Raw genomic sequence first — 15,425 nt, forward strand, 5'->3', positions numbered from 1 at the left:
GGTATGGAGAGTGATAGGATTGCTATAATAGAAAGTAAGGAATGCTGGATTTCAGATGGTGATAGAAGATGGATGATGAGCTAAAGAAATCACTTGAGTTTAATGACAGCCTGCAGGATCAAGGTGCGGAGCGCAGGCGTCTCATGCAAAATATCCTTTTCGTTCTCGCATTGGTGGCGTTTTATGTGGGGATAAACCTTTTTGCTGAAAAAATTCACCCCGCAGTGGCGATCATTTTCTACTTCGCCCTTATAGGCATCTTGGTGTGGGCGCTGCTTCATCATCAGAGCAAGGTTCGGCCCAGCTATCGCCAGGATCCATATACACAGCCTAAAGCCGATAAGAAATACTATGCTGGGATGGCAGTAATGCTTGCGCCGATCTTTGGCGGTACCATGCTGCGCGAGCACACTTGGATCCATTTAATCGTCATCGCGGTGTGGGGCGTGGTGATGGTGTGGGTGCTGCAATCCCGAGCCTTGGATCTTCAAGCGCGGCAGGGGGAAAACGACGATGTTAAGTGAGATCGACCCTGTCATCTATCCGCTCAATCGCTTCAAAATCTGCGCGGTATTAAATGCGCGGGGCGCGGTTGAAGGGCAGGTGCGCCGCGAAATGCGCTTCGCTGCGCTCCGGGAAGAGGTGGGGCAATCGGCCGCCACCTTATCCAAACAATTAACCGCCTTGGAAAAGGAAGGCTATATCAGCCGGTTTCGCGAATATGGTTCTTCCCGCGATAAGGACACCGTTTGGGTCATGCTCACTGCTCGTGGCAAGTCCGCATTCGATGCCCACCTCGCGGCTATTCAAGAGATGGCGCGTTAGTTTACATAGCCGTCTACCACTCGAACCGCGCCGCGGTCTGCGGAGGTCGCCATCGCGGCATAGGCGCGCAGCGCCTTGGTAATGGGGCGGTTGCGGTCCACCGGCGTCCACGGCTTGTCGCGCTGTTCTTGCGCGGCGCGGCGGCGTTCCAATACATCATCGTCCACGTCGAGCGTGAGCTCGCGCTCGTGAATATTGATGGAAATGGTATCGCCATTTTCGATGAGCCCGATGAGTCCCTGGTGGGCGGCCTCCGGGGAGATGTGGCCGATGGAAAGGCCGGAGGTGCCGCCGGAAAAGCGGCCGTCGGTAATCAAGGCGCAAGCCTTGCCTAAACCTGCGCCCTTGAGGAAGGACGTCGGGTGGAGCATCTCCTGCATGCCGGGGCCGCCGGATGGGCCCTCGTAGCGAATGACGACGACATCGCCGGGCTGGACCTCTTTATTCAAGATGATGGACACGGCCTGCTCCTGGGACTCCACCACGCGGGCTGGGCCAGAGAAGGTCCACAGTTCTTCCTCCACGCCGGCCGCCTTGACGATAGCCCCGTCCGGCGCTAGGTTGCCGCGCAGGACCACCAGTCCGCCGTCGGAAGAAAAGGCGTGGTCAGCATCGTGAATGCAGCCATTGACCGCGTCAGTATCTAGTTCATCCCACCGGTTGGACTGGGAGAACGGCTCCGTCGTGCGCACGCCACCGGGGGCGGCGTAGTACAACTCGCGGGCCTGATCGGTTACGCGGGGATTGCGGATATCCCAATCATCGAGCCACTGCTCCGCATTGTCATAGAGGGCGGTGTGCACCTTGAGATTGAGGTGACCCGCGCGGCGCAGCTCGCCCAAGATGGCCGGAATGCCGCCGGCGCGGTGCACATCCTCAATGTGATAGGTGCCGTTGGGCGCGACCTTGGACAGGCAAGGCACGCGGTAGGAAATGTCATTAATATCATCCAGCGTGAAGTCCACTTCGCCCTCTTGCGCTGCGGCGAGGGTGTGCAGGATGGTGTTGGTAGATCCGCCCATGGCCATATCGAGGGCCATAGCATTGGTAAAGGCTTCCTTCGTGGCGATATTGCGCGGCAGGACGGACTTGTCTTCTTCGCCGTAGTAGCGGCGGCACATATCCACGATGGTGGAGCCGGCCTTTTCAAAAAGGTCACGGCGCGCGCTGTGGGTGGCCAGAGTGGTGCCATTGCCCGGAAGCGCCAAACCGAGCGCTTCGGTCAAGCAGTTCATGGAGTTAGCGGTAAACATGCCGGAGCAGGAACCGCAGGTGGGGCAGGCGGATTCTTCGACCTGGGCCAAACCGGCATCGCTAACGCTGTCGTTCGCGGATGCGGTGATTGCGGTAATCAGGTCGGTTGGCGCATGGGCAACGCCATCGACCACGACGGCCTTGCCGGCCTCCATCGGCCCGCCCGAGACAAAGATCGTGGGGATATTCAAGCGCATCGCGGCATTGAGCATGCCCGGGGTGATCTTATCGCAGTTGGAGATGCAGACGAGGGCATCGGCAGTATGCGCATTGGCCATGTACTCGATGGAATCGGAGATGATTTCGCGCGAGGGCAAAGAGTACAGCATGCCGCTATGTCCCATGGCAATGCCGTCATCCACTGCAATGGTATTGAACTCCTTGGGCACGCCACCGGCTTCGCGGACGGCATCGGCGACGATATCGCCGACGTTTTTCAGGTGCACGTGGCCGGGGACGAACTGCGTATAAGAGTTGGCGATGGCGACAATCGGCTTGCCAAAGTCATTTTCCTTGGTGCCGGTAGCGCGCCACAAGGCACGCGCACCGGAGGCTTGGCGTCCGACGGTGGTTACTTTAGAGCGCAGTGGGAACATGGTTTAAGTCACCATTCCTTTTAGATTGGTCAATGGGGAGGAGGAGAAAGTGGATTTAGTTTTCTGCCGAATCTTTAAGCTCGGGGTGTTTTTCTAGGTACGCAGCATATTCCTCTTTGCTTAGGAGGATCTGCTGCCCGTCGCGGTGTACGATGACGACCTTGTCGTCGGCTGCCTCGCGGCCCTGGGTGAGGGCATCGGGAATGCGCCCGCGGGATGCTTGTGCCAAGCGGGGCAGTGAGTTGAAGGTTACGCCAGGCAGGTTATGTTTCGCACCATTTTTAGTCTGCGCGAAGGCCCGGGCGCGCTGGAAGCCAATTCCGGCGAAATCATCCCATGCGATGGAAACGTTTTTCCGGAATGCATAAGAAATGGAGATGCCTTTCTCAGAGACCCGCGTGCGGGCCTTGATGACCCACCAGAGGCCGATAACGGGGATAATGAGCAACCACCCTAGGTATTTGGGCGCCCATCCAATGCTCAATAAGGCGATCGTGGACAAAATTAAAATGCCCAAGATGTGGTCGCGAGAAGGGGTGAAGACCTCTGCCTGGGTGGTGGACTGACGAGGTTGTTTGTCCTGTGCTGGTGGGGTCATAGTGTGCCAGCCTAATTGACCATGCGGTGGGGAAGCGAACCATTTTTTCGCCGTGTTTCAACGTATGAGAAAGTTTTCCCAAAAGGGGGTAACTGCTTCCAGATATAATTCTATCGGTATATAGTTGGAAATATGATCATTATTCGACTTCAGGTGGTACGAGCGCGGCGGTGACCGCGGCGTTTCCTGAACGTCGACGCTTTCGCCCCCGCAGACCACCGGCCGCGGGGGCTTTAGTTGTAACTAGGGCGTTTTCGATGATCAGTTTCCCTGACAGACCAAACCAAGGAGCACATACACCGTGGTAACGACATCCTCGCCCACGCCTGCTTCCGCGGCCGCTGCAACTTCTGCTGCGTCTGCGGAGCGAATGAGTGGGGCTCATGCTATTGTCCGCACGCTGGAAGATCTGGGCACCGATCTCGTATTCGGTATTCCCGGCGGTGCCGTGCTTCCGCTCTACGATGCACTGCATGGTTCAACGAAGCTTCGCCATGTGCTAACCCGCCATGAACAAGGTGCCGGCCACGCCGCCGAGGGCTATGCGCAGGCTTCCGGAAAGGTGGGCGTGTGCATCGCTACCTCCGGTCCTGGTGCGACCAACCTGGTTACCGCGCTTGCCGATGCCAACCTGGACTCCGTTCCCATCGTCGCCATCACCGGCCAGGTGGGCAGCAACCTTTTGGGCACCGATGCCTTCCAAGAGGCCGATATCCGCGGTGTCACCATGCCCATTACCAAGCACAACTACATCGTGACGGATCCCGCAGAGATCCCTTCCGCTATTTCGGCCGCCTTCCACTTGGCTTCTACCGGCCGCCCCGGTCCGGTGCTCGTGGATATCCCGAAGGACGTGCAAAACGGCTTTTTGGATTACCACTTTCCGGAAACGCTTGACCTGCAAGGCTACAAGCCGGTTACTAAGCCGCACCACCGGCAGGTGGCCCAGGCCGTGGAATTGATGTCGCAAGCGGAAAAGCCCGTGCTCTACGTCGGCGGCGGAGTCGTTAAAGCTAATGCCTCCCAAGAGTTGCTGGAGTTTGCGGAACTCACGAATATCCCTGTGGTTACCACCTTGATGGCGCTGGGGACCTTTCCGGACTCCCACCCGCTGCACCTGGGAATGCCGGGCATGCACGGCACGGTCCCAGCCGTCGCGGCGATGCAGCGCGCCGATCTCATCATTGCCATCGGTGCCCGCTTCGATGATCGCGTGACCGGCGATACCTCAACATTCGCACCCAATGCGAAGGTCGTCCACGCCGATATTGACCCAGCTGAGATTGGCAAGATCCGGGAAGTTACGGTCCCCATCGTCGGCGATGCCAAAAAGTGCTTGACCGCGTTGAGTAAGGAGTACCGCAAGAAGGATGTACAGCCGGCCGCCGAGGTGAAACAGTGGCATGATTACCTGCGCGGCATGCAGCAGCGTTTCCCGCGCGGTTATGAGCCCACCGATGATGGCCTGCTGAACCCGCAATTCGTCTTGGAAAAGCTCAGTGAGACCGTGGGGCCGGAAGCTATCTACTGTGCGGGCGTGGGCCAGCACCAGATGTGGTCCGCGCAGTTCTTGGACTTTGAACACCCGCGTTCGTGGATCAACTCCGGTGGTGCTGGAACCATGGGCTATGCCGTTCCCGCTGCCTTGGGTGCAAAGGCAGCGCGTCCAGAAAAGGAAGTCTGGGCCATCGATGGTGATGGCTGCTTCCAAATGACCAACCAGGAACTTACCACCGCCGCCGTGGAAGGCTTCCCGTTTAAGGTTGCCGTCATTAATAACGGAAACCTTGGAATGGTCCGGCAATGGCAGACGCTGTTTTATGGCCAGCACTATTCGCACACCAAGCTGCGCGAAGAAAACGCCTTCACCCCGGACTTCGTCCGTTTGGCCGAGGCACTCGGTTGTGAAGCCATCCGGGTCACGAGCGAAGAAGAAGTCGTTCCGGCCATTAAGCGCGCGCAGGCAATTAACGATAAGCCAGTTGTCATTGACTTCATCGTCGGCCAAGATGCGCAGGTGTGGCCGATGATCGGTGGAGGTGCCTCCAATGAGGAAATCCAATACGCCCGCGGCCTGCGCCCGCTTTTTGATGAAGCTGAATCCGCCGCGGAAACCCCGGCTGAGATTGACGAAACCATCCAGGAGGCATAAACCATGACGCAAAACGAGGTAACTCGGCATACCTTATCGGTATTAGTTGAGGATGTAGAAAGCATCATCGCCCGCGTGGTGGGAATGTTTAGCCGCCGTGGCTACAGCCTGGTGTCCTTGGTCTCCGCGCACACGGAAACCCCCGGAATTAACCGGCTGACCATCGTTGTGGATGCCTCTGAGGTGATCATTGAGCAGGTAACGAAGCAGCTCAATAAGCTCATTCCGGTTATCAAGGTCGTGGAACTTAAAGAAGATTCCACCGTTGCTCGCGCCATCATGCTGGTGAAGGTATCGGCCGATAATTCCAACCGCGCGCAGGTGGTGGATGCGGTAAATATCTTCCGCGCCCGCGTGGTGGACGTGGCAAAGGAATCGGTTGTCGTGGAGGCTACCGGTACGCCGGGCAAGCTCGCGGCGCTGCTTGAAGTTCTCGAGCCCTTCGGGATTCGTGAACTCGTGCAATCGGGCCACGTAGCCTTGGGGCGCGGCCCGAAGGCGACGGCTCCCAAAAAGTAAATAAAATCTCACGATGTGAACACATTGTCCCGCGCAGTGGTATATACTCTGCGTTAGGACGCTTCATTACAGCTTCTCCTACCAAAGAATTGAGGATTTGAAATGGCTATTGATACCTACTACGACGACGATGCTGACCTGTCGATCATCCAGGGCCGCAAGGTAGCTGTTATCGGCTACGGCTCCCAGGGTCACGCCCACTCCCAGAACCTGCGCGATTCCGGCGTTGAGGTTGTTATCGGTCTGCGCGAGGGCTCTAAGTCCGCAGCCAAGGCGGAAGAGGCTGGCTTCGAAGTCAAGTCCGTCGCGGAGGCATCCAAGTGGGCCGACGTCGTTATGCTCTTGGCGCCGGATACCTCCCAGAAGGAGATCTTCGAAGAGCACATTGCCCCGAACCTGGAAGACGGCAATGCACTGCTATTCGGTCACGGCCTGAATATCCACTTCAAGCTGATTGAGCCGGCTGCGTCCGTCACCGTCGGTATGGTCGCGCCAAAGGGTCCGGGCCACTTGGTCCGCCGCCAGTTCGTTGACGGCAAGGGCGTTCCTTGCTTGATTGCCACCGAGCAGGACCCGAAGAACGAGGGCCATGACCTGACCTTGTCCTATGCCGCTGCGATCGGTGGCGCCCGCGCCGGCGTTATCCCCACCACCTTCGAGGCAGAGACGGTCACCGACCTCTTTGGTGAGCAGGCCGTCCTGTGTGGTGGCGTCGAGTTCCTCATCCGCAATGGCTTTGAGGTCCTCACCGAGGCCGGCTACGAGCCAGAGATGGCTTATTTCGAGGTCCTGCACGAGATGAAGCTCATCGTGGACCTGATGTTCGAGGGCGGCATTGCCAACATGAACTACTCGGTTTCTGATACCGCCGAGTTCGGTGGCTACATCTCCGGCCCGCGCATCATCAACGCTGATACCAAGCAGCGCATGAAGGATGTCCTGTCCGATATTCAGGACGGCACCTTCACCAAGCGGCTGCTCGCCAACGTTGAAGGCGGCAACAAGGAACTGGAAGACCTGCGCGAGGAATTTGCACAGCACGAGATCGAAAAGACCGGCACCAAGCTGCGCGATCTCATGAGCTGGGTAAAGAATCCATTGGACGCTACTGCCTAGTCAGTCGCTGAAGGCATTGCGGCCCGCGGGAAAAGCCCCGTGGGCCGCTTTTGTGCCTTGGCCCTAGCGTTATTCCAGCGCTACGTCTGTGAAATACCGATGAGGTGTAACGGGTAGTATTGGCACTATGGGTTTTACGACGCCAAGCTATGATCTTAAGGATCTTTTTTCGCGGATCGACCGCGGTGATATCCAGCTTCCGGATTTCCAGCGCAGCTATGCCTGGGATGAAGACCGCATTCGCTCACTTATCGTTACGGTCCTGCGTGGCTATCCCATCGGCGCGCTGATGGCCCTGGATACGCGCAATGAAAAGATGCGTTTCCGCCCCCGAGTGTTGGCGGGTGCGCCCGAGTTTGGCGTCGAGCCCGGATTGCTCCTGCTGGACGGTCAACAGCGCCTTACCTCCCTTTATCACTGCTTTAACGGCGAGGGTTTTGTTAAGACCACCGACTTCCGGAAAAAGAAGGTTCACCGCCGCTTTTTCATTGACGTCCGGGCCGCGGTAAGCGGGGACTTGCTTGCCGATGACGCCATTTTCGCCGTCGACCAGAACGGCGAGATCTGCTCGCACTTCGGCCCCGATATTGATGGGGCTATCACCTGCCGCCAGGATGGCCTGGATAATATGTGCATCCCTGTGGCCTCGCTACTCAGCGAGGAAGGCACCAGCATGCTTTTCGAGCTCGCCGCCACACACGAGCGGTACAGCGCCGAGCTCGCTGCGTTCAATAACCGCATCGTGCGTCCCTTGGCGGGCTATGACATCCCGATGATCCGGCTATCCCGCGAAACGGAGCAGGCCGGAATCGGTTCCATCTTTGCCCAGGCGAATTCCGCCGGCCTGCAGATGGATGTCTTCGATCTCTTAACCGCCGTCTTTGCTTCTGAAGATCCCACCTTCCACCTTGCTAACGATTGGCAGCAGGTGGAAAAGGACCTGCGGGATTCTCCCGCGCTCGATGGCATCGGACGCAATGAATTCCTCTCCGCAGTATCCCTCTTGGTCACAGGGGAGAAGGGCAATGCCGGCGGCCAGCGCGAAGATATTTTGAAGCTGTCCCTATCCGAGTACAAGGCGGCCGCGCACGACCTGCGCATCACCTTCCACGAGGTCGCCGAATTCTTGGCGCAGCGCCGCATTTTAAGCCTCGATCAGGTTCCTTATACCGAACAGATCGTGCCGCTAGCAGTCATCATCGCGCGCCTAGCAAAGCGGTCCGGGGCGCTTTCTAGCCAGCAGGCATGGGATCGCATCGACCAGTGGTTCTGGTGTGGCGTCTTTGGTGAGCTCTATGGCTCTTCCGCGGTGCCGCTGCGCGCCGCCCGCGACGTGGATGAGGTGACCGAGTGGGTGGCCGGGGCCACCGATGACGTTCCCAAAACGGTCGCAGATGCAGGATTCCGGGAATCCCGCCTGCTCTCGGTCGATGAAAACGATGGCGTTTGGCACGGAATCTACGCCTTACTCATGGCTCGTGGCGCGAAGGACTGGCGGACGGGCAGCGAGTTTACTCGCCATACCTTTGAAGAGCTCAAGCCTGGATTTTTCCCAGTATTCCCACTGAATTGGTGCCAGCGCCACGGGGTGGATTCGGTCTTGGCGCAGTCGGTCATGAACTTTACCCCGATGGGCAAACGCACAGAGGTCGTCCTCGATGGATTCGCACCGAATCGCTACCTGCCACGCGTGCAATCCAAGTCCATCATGGAAGACGAGGAATTTGATGCCGTCTTGGCGTCGCACGACCTCGATGTCGCTAACTTAAGGGAATCGAAGATTCAGGAATTCTTGGCGGATCGGCGCCATCGTTTTGTGAACTTGGTGGAAGAAACCTTGGGCATTCCCGTCATTCGAGATGTCGATGAAGCAAACCTGGCCGGCGGTGAAGAGGGGCCACATGCATTTGGCCGCTAAGAGGTTCCGGGCGGCTGCAGCGGTTATCGCAGCCTCCCTTGTACTTGTCGGCTGCGGCGATGCCTTGCAGGAGCCCAAACTGGTAAAGCGTGGGCTGTCGGATCTCTCCGAGTCCGACGTTGAGCTTGAGCGCGCCAAGTCAGAGAATCAAAACCGCCTTATCGATCCCAAATTCGCTGGCAAGTTTGAAATCATCGATGATCCTAGCGGCATTGACGCTGCGCGGACTTTTTTCGAGGACTCTGACTCGATGGTGCTCTTTGCACCCGATGCTAAATCCGAACTGCGCGCGGCGACGTTGGCTATTAACCAGCACCTGCCGGCCGTGGAATACGATCGCTCGCGCCGCGGTGACATCCTCAACCTGGTAGGTGACTTGGAAGTAAAACGACTCGTCATCATTGGCGATATTCCGTGGACACAATCCAGCGGTGATTTCACTGTCATCAAGGACCCGGGAACGCACGAAGCGTTGGGAGATTTCACGGCATTCCAATATGAGTCCAAGGTGGTCGCCGCGCCGAAACAAATGGTCAAGGACATCGCGCGGCTGGATAAAACACCTTACGTTGAGTTGCGCCCTGCCTGGATTCCTTATGAGGGTGAGCCCGACGACGATGGTAAAAAGTTATCGCCCGTTCCGGCACAGTCGCGGCGCGATGGCCAGATGGCGCCCAATATTGTGGCCACGGCGGATAGCCCGGTAGCCAATGTCATTACGGCCGCGGCCTATGGTGGCTCGGTATTGGTGATGCCGACGGCAGATCCGCTGGAAGATAAGCGGAGTATGGCCATGGTGGCGGGGCTGGACGAGGGTTCACTGATTGCTTTGGGCCCGGAATTCGGTCAAGTGAAAGAATTTAAGGAAAAAATAAGGCAGGGCACCCCAAACTGAACTACACTTCCTTCACACGCGGTGATTTTCGCGTAATGCACAACGAATTGAAACGAAGGATGATATGTCGAAGCCGGTAGTTCTTATCGCCGATAAATTGGCCCAATCCACAGTGACGGCTTTGGGGGATTCTGTCGAGGTGCGCTGGGTAGATGGCCCGAACCGTGAGGAATTGCTTGCTGCGGTTCCAGAAGCAGATGCGCTGCTCGTGCGCTCTGCCACCACGGTCGACGCTGAAGTTCTAGAAGCCGCGCCCAAGCTTAAGATTGTGGGTCGCGCGGGCGTGGGACTCGATAACGTGGATATTGACACCGCCACCAACAAAGGCGTCATGGTGGTCAACGCTCCTACCTCCAATATCCACTCTGCGTGCGAGCAGGCGATTGCCTTGCTTTTGGCCACTGCCCGCCAGATTCCAGCGGCGGATCAGTCCTTGCGCGAGGGCGAGTGGAAGCGCTCTTCCTTCAAGGGCGTGGAGGTCTACGGCAAGACTATTGGTATCGTCGGCTTCGGCCACATCGGTCAGCTTTTTGCACAGCGGTTGAGCGCCTTTGAAACGAAGATTATTGCCTACGATCCTTATGCCAATCCGGCGCGTGCAGCAGCGCTCGGCGTGGAATTGGTCGAGCTGGAAGATCTGATGGCGCAGGCAGATTTTGTCACCATTCACCTGCCCAAGACGCCGGAGACCGCCGGTATGTTCAATGCGGAGCTTTTGGCCAAGGCAAAGGAAGGCCAGATACTTATCAACGCCGCCCGCGGCGGCCTCGTAGACGAGCAGGCCTTGGCAGATTCCATTACCTCGGGTCACCACCGCGGTGCGGGTTTTGATGTGTACTCCACGGAGCCGTGCACGGATTCCCCGCTCTTTAAGCTCCCGCAGGTCACGGTGTCGCCGCACCTGGGTGCGTCCACTGTGGAGGCACAGGATCGCGCTGGTACCGATGTCGCTGCCTCGGTACTCAAGGCCCTTGCCGGCGAGTTCGTCCCTGATGCGGTCAACGTCTCTGGCGGCACGGTGGGCGAAGAGGTCGCCGGCTGGCTCGACCTTGCCCGCAAGCTGGGTCTTACCGCAGGGCGCCTGCTTGATCAGGCTCCCGTCGCCGTGGAGATTGAGGCCTGCGGCGAGCTGTCCACTGAGGATGTGGACGTGCTGGGCCTTTCGGCCGTACGCGGTCTGTTTAGCGGTGTGACTTCGGAGCCGGTTACCTTTGTCAACGCGATGCAGATTGCTGAGAGCCGTGGGGTCGAAGTTTCGGTCTCCACCAACCCAGAATCCAAGGGGCACCGTTCTTCCTTGCAGGTCAAGGTCATTAGCGCAGAGGGCGTGACGTCCTCGCTCACCGGTGCGCTCATCGGTATCGATGGCACCGAAAAGTTTGTGCGCATCAACGGCCGCGGCGTGGATATGCGGGCCGCGGGCCGCAACCTGTTCTTCCGCTATGCCGATGCCCCAGGCGCGCTGGGTACCGTGGGCACCAAGCTGGGCGCGGCGGGTATCAACATCATCGCCGCGGCCTTGACGCAGGGCAAGCAGGAAACGGATGCCGTGCTCATCTTGCGCGTGGAGTCCGAGGTGCCAGATTCTCTCATCGAGGAGATCAACTCCGCCCTTGGCGCTACGTGCCAGCAATTCGATATGGATGAATAACCTCACCGCAGGCTAGGACGATTAGCCTAACCGCGTACTCATGCCCGCCCATCGCGCAGACTTACTGCGATGGGCGGGTTTTCTTTGGTAGGCTAAGGCCTAATCCACTATGTGAGAAAGGAATCCTATCCAATGAAATTAGCGGTTATTGGCGGCGACGGTATTGGGCCGGAAGTAACGGCGGAAGCCCTGAAGGTGTTGCGCGCGGTGCGCAGCGATATTGAAACTACCGATTATGACTTGGGCGCGCGGCGATACCTGCGCAATGGCGAGCTTTTAACGGACGCAGACTTAGCCAGCTTGCGCGAGCACGATGCCATTTTGCTGGGTGCCATTGGCGCGCCAGGTGAGGTTCCCCCTGGTGTCTTGGAACGCGGCTTATTATTGAAGATGCGATTTGCGCTCGATCACCACGTAAACCTGCGCCCTTCCATTTTGTATCCCACGGCCCACTCGCCGCTGGCTAATCCGGGCGAGATCGACTTCGTCGTGGTGCGTGAAGGCACCGAGGGCCTGTACTGCGGCAATGGCGGCACGCTGCGGGAAGGAACGCCGCACGAGGTAGCCAGCGAGGTTTCGCAAAATACCCGCTTCGGGGTAGAGCGCGTGGTGCGCGATGCCTTTGAGCGAGCATCGCAGCGCCGCAAGCACCTGACCCTGGTGCACAAGACCAATGTGCTCGTCAACGCCGGCGATCTGTGGCACCGCACGGTAGAAGAAGTTGCGACGGAATATCCGCAGGTGGAGGTGGACTACAACCACATCGATGCCGCGACCATCTACATGGTGACGGATCCGTCCCGCTTTGATGTCATCGTGACCGATAACCTCTTTGGGGACATCTTAACGGACTTAGCAGGCGCTATTACTGGCGGAATTGGGTTGGCTGCATCGGGTAATATTGATGCCTCGGGTAAGAACCCCTCCATGTTTGAGCCGGTACACGGTTCGGCGCCCGATATTGCCGGACAAGGCATCGCGGATCCGACCGCGGTCATCTTGTCAGCGGCGATGCTCTTGCGGCAGCTGGGCGATGAAGACAATGCGCAGAAGATTGAAAAGGCGGTGGCGGGGGACATCGCCAAGCGCGGCGATACCCCAATCAAGACCGTCGAGGTGGGGGACCGCATCGCGGGGAGCCTGCAGGCTTAAGCGTAAGAAGTCCTTCGCATGAATGCGGTGTTGGCAGCGAACTGAATAATCTTTGCAAATTAACACCGCAAACTTTGCACACATGTAAAGGCTACCTTTTAGTAGGATGGCCGTTATGCGTTTAGGACGAATTGCACACCCAGAAGGAATTTGCTTTGCCATCATTGACGGGCCACAAGACGCCCCGATGGAGGAGCTTGTAGCTAAAGAGATCTCCGGCACCCCGTTTACCCCGCCGGAGCCCACCGGCCGAGAATGGAAGCTGGGCGAGGTGCGGCTCTTGGCGCCGACCCTGCCCACCAAGGTAGTGGCGCTTGGCCGCAACTATGCCGACCACGTGGCGGAGGTATTTAAGAAGTCCTCCGATAAACTGCCTCCAACCATCTTCTTGAAGCCCTCGACTGCGGTCATCGGCCCTAATGAGGCCATCAAGATTCCGGATTATGCCACCAACGTGGAATTTGAGGGCGAGCTGGCCGTGGTTATTTCCAAGCCATCGAAGAATATCAAGGCTGAGAACTGGAAAGACCACGTGCTCGGCTATACCATCTGCAACGACGTCTCCTCCCGTGACCTGCAGTTCAAGGATGGTCAGTGGGCGCGCGCCAAGGGCATTGATACCTTCTGCCCCTTGGGTCCGTGGATTGAAACGGACCTGGATAGCTTGGATCTTGATGATCAGAAGATCAATGCGTACCTGACCCACGATGGTTCCCGTGAGCAGAAGCAGGATTCCAATACGGATCAGATGATCGTCAAGATGGGCGGCATCTTGGAAGAGATTTCTGCCGCATATACTTTGCTGCCTGGCGATGTCATCACTACCGGATCGCCCGCCGGAACCGCCCCGATGGTGCCAGGCGATACCATTGAAATTGAGATTCCAGGGGTTGGCACTTTGCGCAATACCATCTCTAGGGCGCAGTAGGTTCACCCAAAAGCAGCTGCCGCTGGCGAGGTACTGGTAGAAGGAGAACGGCGTGCCGGAGCATTCGCATCAAGGCCACCACGGGTCTGCGCCCAGCGCACAGGAAATGGAGGAGCGCTATCGGTCTGCTGCGCAGGTGTGGTCGGGGAGTCCGAATACCACGCTGGTGGACTATGCCAGCGACCTTCCAGTCGGTACCGCGCTCGATATCGGCTGCGGGGAAGGCGCCGATGCCCAGTGGCTGCACGAGCGTGGCTGGCAGGTGCTCGGCATCGACTTTGCCCCGACGGCCGTGGCTCGGACCAAGGCGCGGGGAGTGCCCGCCGAGGTTGCCACCTTTGATGAATTCAGCCACGCCCCATTTGATTTAGTCACCGTGCATTACGGCAGTGTCCGTGCCACCGCACGGGAAGTAGCACTGCTGGAAAAGCTCGTCGCCAAGGGCGGAACCTTACTCTATGTTCACCATGACATGCAGTCAGAAGAGATTGCCATGCCGGAATGGCTGGCGGAAAACCTGACCGAATTGACGGTGCAGACCTTTCGGCGATCGCCGCGCCGTGTTTCTGGCGGCGCGGGAGCCCACCACACCAGCGATGTAATCCTCGTGGCGAAGCGGCTCTAAGTCGCACCGCTTAAAGGCTCAGCGCCCGTAAGATCGTCTGGAGCTTGGCGGTGGTTTCTTCCAGCTCCGCTTGGGTATTGGAGGCACCCACTACGCCGCCGCCGGCCCAGGCGCGGGCGGAGAGGCCATCGCCGGCAACTTCCGCGCAACGGATAGCTACCATGTATTCACCGTCGCCGGAGCTATCGCACCAGCCGACGGTGCCGGCATAGAAGCCGCGGTCGGTCTCTGCGGTCTCAATAAGCGCCTGCGCAGCTTCCGTCGGCGTGCCACAGATTGCGGGGGTGGGGTGGACAACTTCTGCCAATTCCAGGGCGGTGAGGTCTTTATCCCGCAAGGTACCGGTAACCGGCGTGCCCAAGTGCCACATCTCATTGGTGTGTATGAGCTGCGGGGTATCGGGGATATCGAGGCTGCTGCACAGTGGTTCTAGCACCTTGCGCAGGTGATCTACCACAAAGGAATGCTCGAGCAGATCCTTGGCTGAGTGCAAGAGGTCTTGGCTGGCAATGTGGTCCGCCGCTTTATTGGCCCGGCGCGGGGTAGAGCCGGCGAGCGGGAATGCAGACACGGTCGAGCCTTGGCGCTTGATCAGCACCTCTGGCGAAGAACCGACCAGCATGGCCCCTGGGCGGCCCGCAGGGGAGAGATCCGCAATGAAGCCATCGCGGTTGACGGAGAGATCGATAAGGCGCGCGGCCACCAGCCGCGGATCGATGGGGGAGGTAAATTCGATATCGACCGCGCGGGCTAAAACCACCTTTTCTAGCTTCGAGGTTTCGATGGTGCCGATGGCCGCCTCCACGCGGCGTAGGTGCTCTTCGGGTTCTGGATCAAAGCCCACGACGCGGGACTTGAGCGTTTGATTGCGGTAGAACGCATGTGGCTCTAGCGGGCCGTCTTCCCGGATGATTGATTCTGGCACGGTCAGGGCGGCGGGGGTATCGGAATCAAAGGGGATGGCGCCAACGACCATCTCGGCCTCGCCTCGGTGCAGGGCGTCAACCGCAGCCTCGGCACTGGTAAAGGTGTTCCGCGCACCTTGGGTACGGACAGACCCCGTTGCTCGCGAGAGCAAGAAATCGGGGGCGGTGCTTGGTCTGTCTTCGTGCATGGGGATCTAGCTTAGTGCCTCGTTAAAAGTTGGTAGAAATTACCCTCCGCCAAGCGTGTGGGCCCCCGCGGGCACAACCGAT

General features: G+C 58.5%; 14 protein-coding genes. 11 read left to right on the forward strand and 3 right to left on the reverse strand.

Going from position 1 to position 15,425, the window contains the following annotated elements; translation table 11 throughout:
- The first annotated feature begins 68 nt into the window (after positions 1–68).
- Positions 69–524 carry a cb-type cytochrome C oxidase subunit IV gene (locus tag ABRP84_RS07030; RefSeq protein ID WP_349853148.1) on the forward strand — a complete coding sequence of 152 codons (456 nt, stop codon included), beginning with the start codon at positions 69–71 and terminating at the stop codon, positions 522–524.
- Entirely contained in the window at positions 514–825 is a 312-nt protein-coding gene (locus ABRP84_RS07035) for a transcriptional regulator (protein WP_349853149.1), read from the forward strand. The genes ABRP84_RS07030 and ABRP84_RS07035 overlap by 11 nt, the downstream gene beginning before the upstream one ends.
- Here the strand turns inward: ABRP84_RS07035 and ilvD are convergent.
- Together ilvD and ABRP84_RS07045 are read right to left on the reverse strand one after the other, a co-directional pair.
- Complete coding sequence (gene ilvD / locus ABRP84_RS07040) at positions 822–2,675, reverse strand: dihydroxy-acid dehydratase (protein ID WP_349853150.1); 1,854 nt, start codon at positions 2,673–2,675, stop codon at positions 822–824. The two genes, ABRP84_RS07035 and ilvD, sit on opposite strands and share 4 nt — an antisense overlap.
- Positions 2,676–2,730: 55 nt before the next feature.
- The gene (locus ABRP84_RS07045) at positions 2,731–3,273 is read right to left on the reverse strand and encodes a PH domain-containing protein (protein WP_284782927.1); all 543 of its coding nucleotides are present in this window, start codon (positions 3,271–3,273) and stop codon (positions 2,731–2,733) included.
- A 301-nt stretch (positions 3,274–3,574) separates the two neighbouring features.
- Here ABRP84_RS07045 and ABRP84_RS07050 point away from each other — a divergent pair, with 301 nt between their 5' ends.
- From ABRP84_RS07050 to ABRP84_RS07090, 9 genes are all read left to right on the forward strand, one after another.
- Complete coding sequence (locus ABRP84_RS07050) at positions 3,575–5,425, forward strand: acetolactate synthase large subunit (protein WP_349853151.1); 1,851 nt, start codon at positions 3,575–3,577, stop codon at positions 5,423–5,425.
- A 3-nt stretch (positions 5,426–5,428) separates the two neighbouring features.
- A complete protein-coding gene (gene ilvN / locus ABRP84_RS07055; RefSeq protein WP_023026400.1) occupies positions 5,429–5,944 on the forward strand; it encodes an acetolactate synthase small subunit in 516 nt (171 codons plus the stop codon).
- Positions 5,945–6,046: 102 nt separating this feature from the next.
- On the forward strand, positions 6,047–7,060 hold the full coding sequence (ilvC, locus tag ABRP84_RS07060) for a ketol-acid reductoisomerase (protein WP_005280254.1): 1,014 nt from the start codon (positions 6,047–6,049) through the stop codon (positions 7,058–7,060).
- A 127-nt stretch (positions 7,061–7,187) separates the two neighbouring features.
- Positions 7,188–8,978 (forward strand): GmrSD restriction endonuclease domain-containing protein, encoded by a 1,791-nt coding sequence (locus ABRP84_RS07065; RefSeq protein ID WP_349853152.1) that lies wholly within the window; start codon positions 7,188–7,190, stop codon positions 8,976–8,978.
- Positions 8,962–9,873 (forward strand): hypothetical protein, encoded by a 912-nt coding sequence (locus tag ABRP84_RS07070; protein WP_349853153.1) that lies wholly within the window; start codon positions 8,962–8,964, stop codon positions 9,871–9,873. Before ABRP84_RS07065 ends, ABRP84_RS07070 begins: the two co-directional genes overlap by 17 nt.
- A gap of 64 nt (positions 9,874–9,937) precedes the next feature.
- A complete protein-coding gene (serA, locus tag ABRP84_RS07075) occupies positions 9,938–11,524 on the forward strand; it encodes a phosphoglycerate dehydrogenase (protein WP_349853154.1) in 1,587 nt (528 codons plus the stop codon).
- A gap of 132 nt (positions 11,525–11,656) precedes the next feature.
- Positions 11,657–12,676, forward strand: a complete 1,020-nt coding sequence (locus ABRP84_RS07080; RefSeq protein ID WP_349853155.1) for a 3-isopropylmalate dehydrogenase — start codon at positions 11,657–11,659, stop codon at positions 12,674–12,676.
- 115 nt (positions 12,677–12,791) lie between these two features.
- Entirely contained in the window at positions 12,792–13,604 is an 813-nt protein-coding gene (locus ABRP84_RS07085; RefSeq protein ID WP_284782948.1) for a fumarylacetoacetate hydrolase family protein, read from the forward strand.
- Between the two features lie 52 nt (positions 13,605–13,656).
- Positions 13,657–14,229: a class I SAM-dependent methyltransferase gene (locus ABRP84_RS07090; RefSeq protein WP_502879795.1), complete on the forward strand. Its 573-nt coding sequence runs from the start codon at positions 13,657–13,659 to the stop codon at positions 14,227–14,229.
- A gap of 10 nt (positions 14,230–14,239) precedes the next feature.
- On the opposite strand, the gene ABRP84_RS07095 is transcribed toward ABRP84_RS07090, so the two are convergent.
- Complete coding sequence (locus tag ABRP84_RS07095; protein WP_349853156.1) at positions 14,240–15,343, reverse strand: isochorismate synthase; 1,104 nt, start codon at positions 15,341–15,343, stop codon at positions 14,240–14,242.
- Positions 15,344–15,425 lie beyond the last annotated feature (82 nt).

This window comes from Corynebacterium sp. KPL2861, assembly GCF_040225475.1.
GTDB lineage: Bacteria > Actinomycetota > Actinomycetes > Mycobacteriales > Mycobacteriaceae > Corynebacterium.

Bases quoted from the DNA above. Each gene is read 5' to 3' on its own strand.
- ABRP84_RS07095 (WP_349853156.1), bottom strand. From the start codon at position 15,343: ATGCACGAAGACAGACCAAGCACCGCCCCCGATTTCTTGCTCTCGCGA.
- ilvN (WP_023026400.1), top strand. From the start codon at position 5,429: ATGACGCAAAACGAGGTAACTCGGCATACCTTATCGGTATTAGTTGAG.
- serA (WP_349853154.1), top strand. From the start codon at position 9,938: ATGTCGAAGCCGGTAGTTCTTATCGCCGATAAATTGGCCCAATCCACA.
- ABRP84_RS07045 (WP_284782927.1), bottom strand. From the start codon at position 3,273: ATGACCCCACCAGCACAGGACAAACAACCTCGTCAGTCCACCACCCAG.
- ABRP84_RS07030 (WP_349853148.1), top strand. From the start codon at position 69: ATGGATGATGAGCTAAAGAAATCACTTGAGTTTAATGACAGCCTGCAG.
- ABRP84_RS07085 (WP_284782948.1), top strand. From the start codon at position 12,792: ATGCGTTTAGGACGAATTGCACACCCAGAAGGAATTTGCTTTGCCATC.
- ABRP84_RS07035 (WP_349853149.1), top strand. From the start codon at position 514: ATGTTAAGTGAGATCGACCCTGTCATCTATCCGCTCAATCGCTTCAAA.
- ABRP84_RS07065 (WP_349853152.1), top strand. From the start codon at position 7,188: ATGGGTTTTACGACGCCAAGCTATGATCTTAAGGATCTTTTTTCGCGG.
- ilvD (WP_349853150.1), bottom strand. From the start codon at position 2,675: ATGTTCCCACTGCGCTCTAAAGTAACCACCGTCGGACGCCAAGCCTCC.
- ABRP84_RS07070 (WP_349853153.1), top strand. From the start codon at position 8,962: ATGCATTTGGCCGCTAAGAGGTTCCGGGCGGCTGCAGCGGTTATCGCA.
- ABRP84_RS07080 (WP_349853155.1), top strand. From the start codon at position 11,657: ATGAAATTAGCGGTTATTGGCGGCGACGGTATTGGGCCGGAAGTAACG.
- ilvC (WP_005280254.1), top strand. From the start codon at position 6,047: ATGGCTATTGATACCTACTACGACGACGATGCTGACCTGTCGATCATC.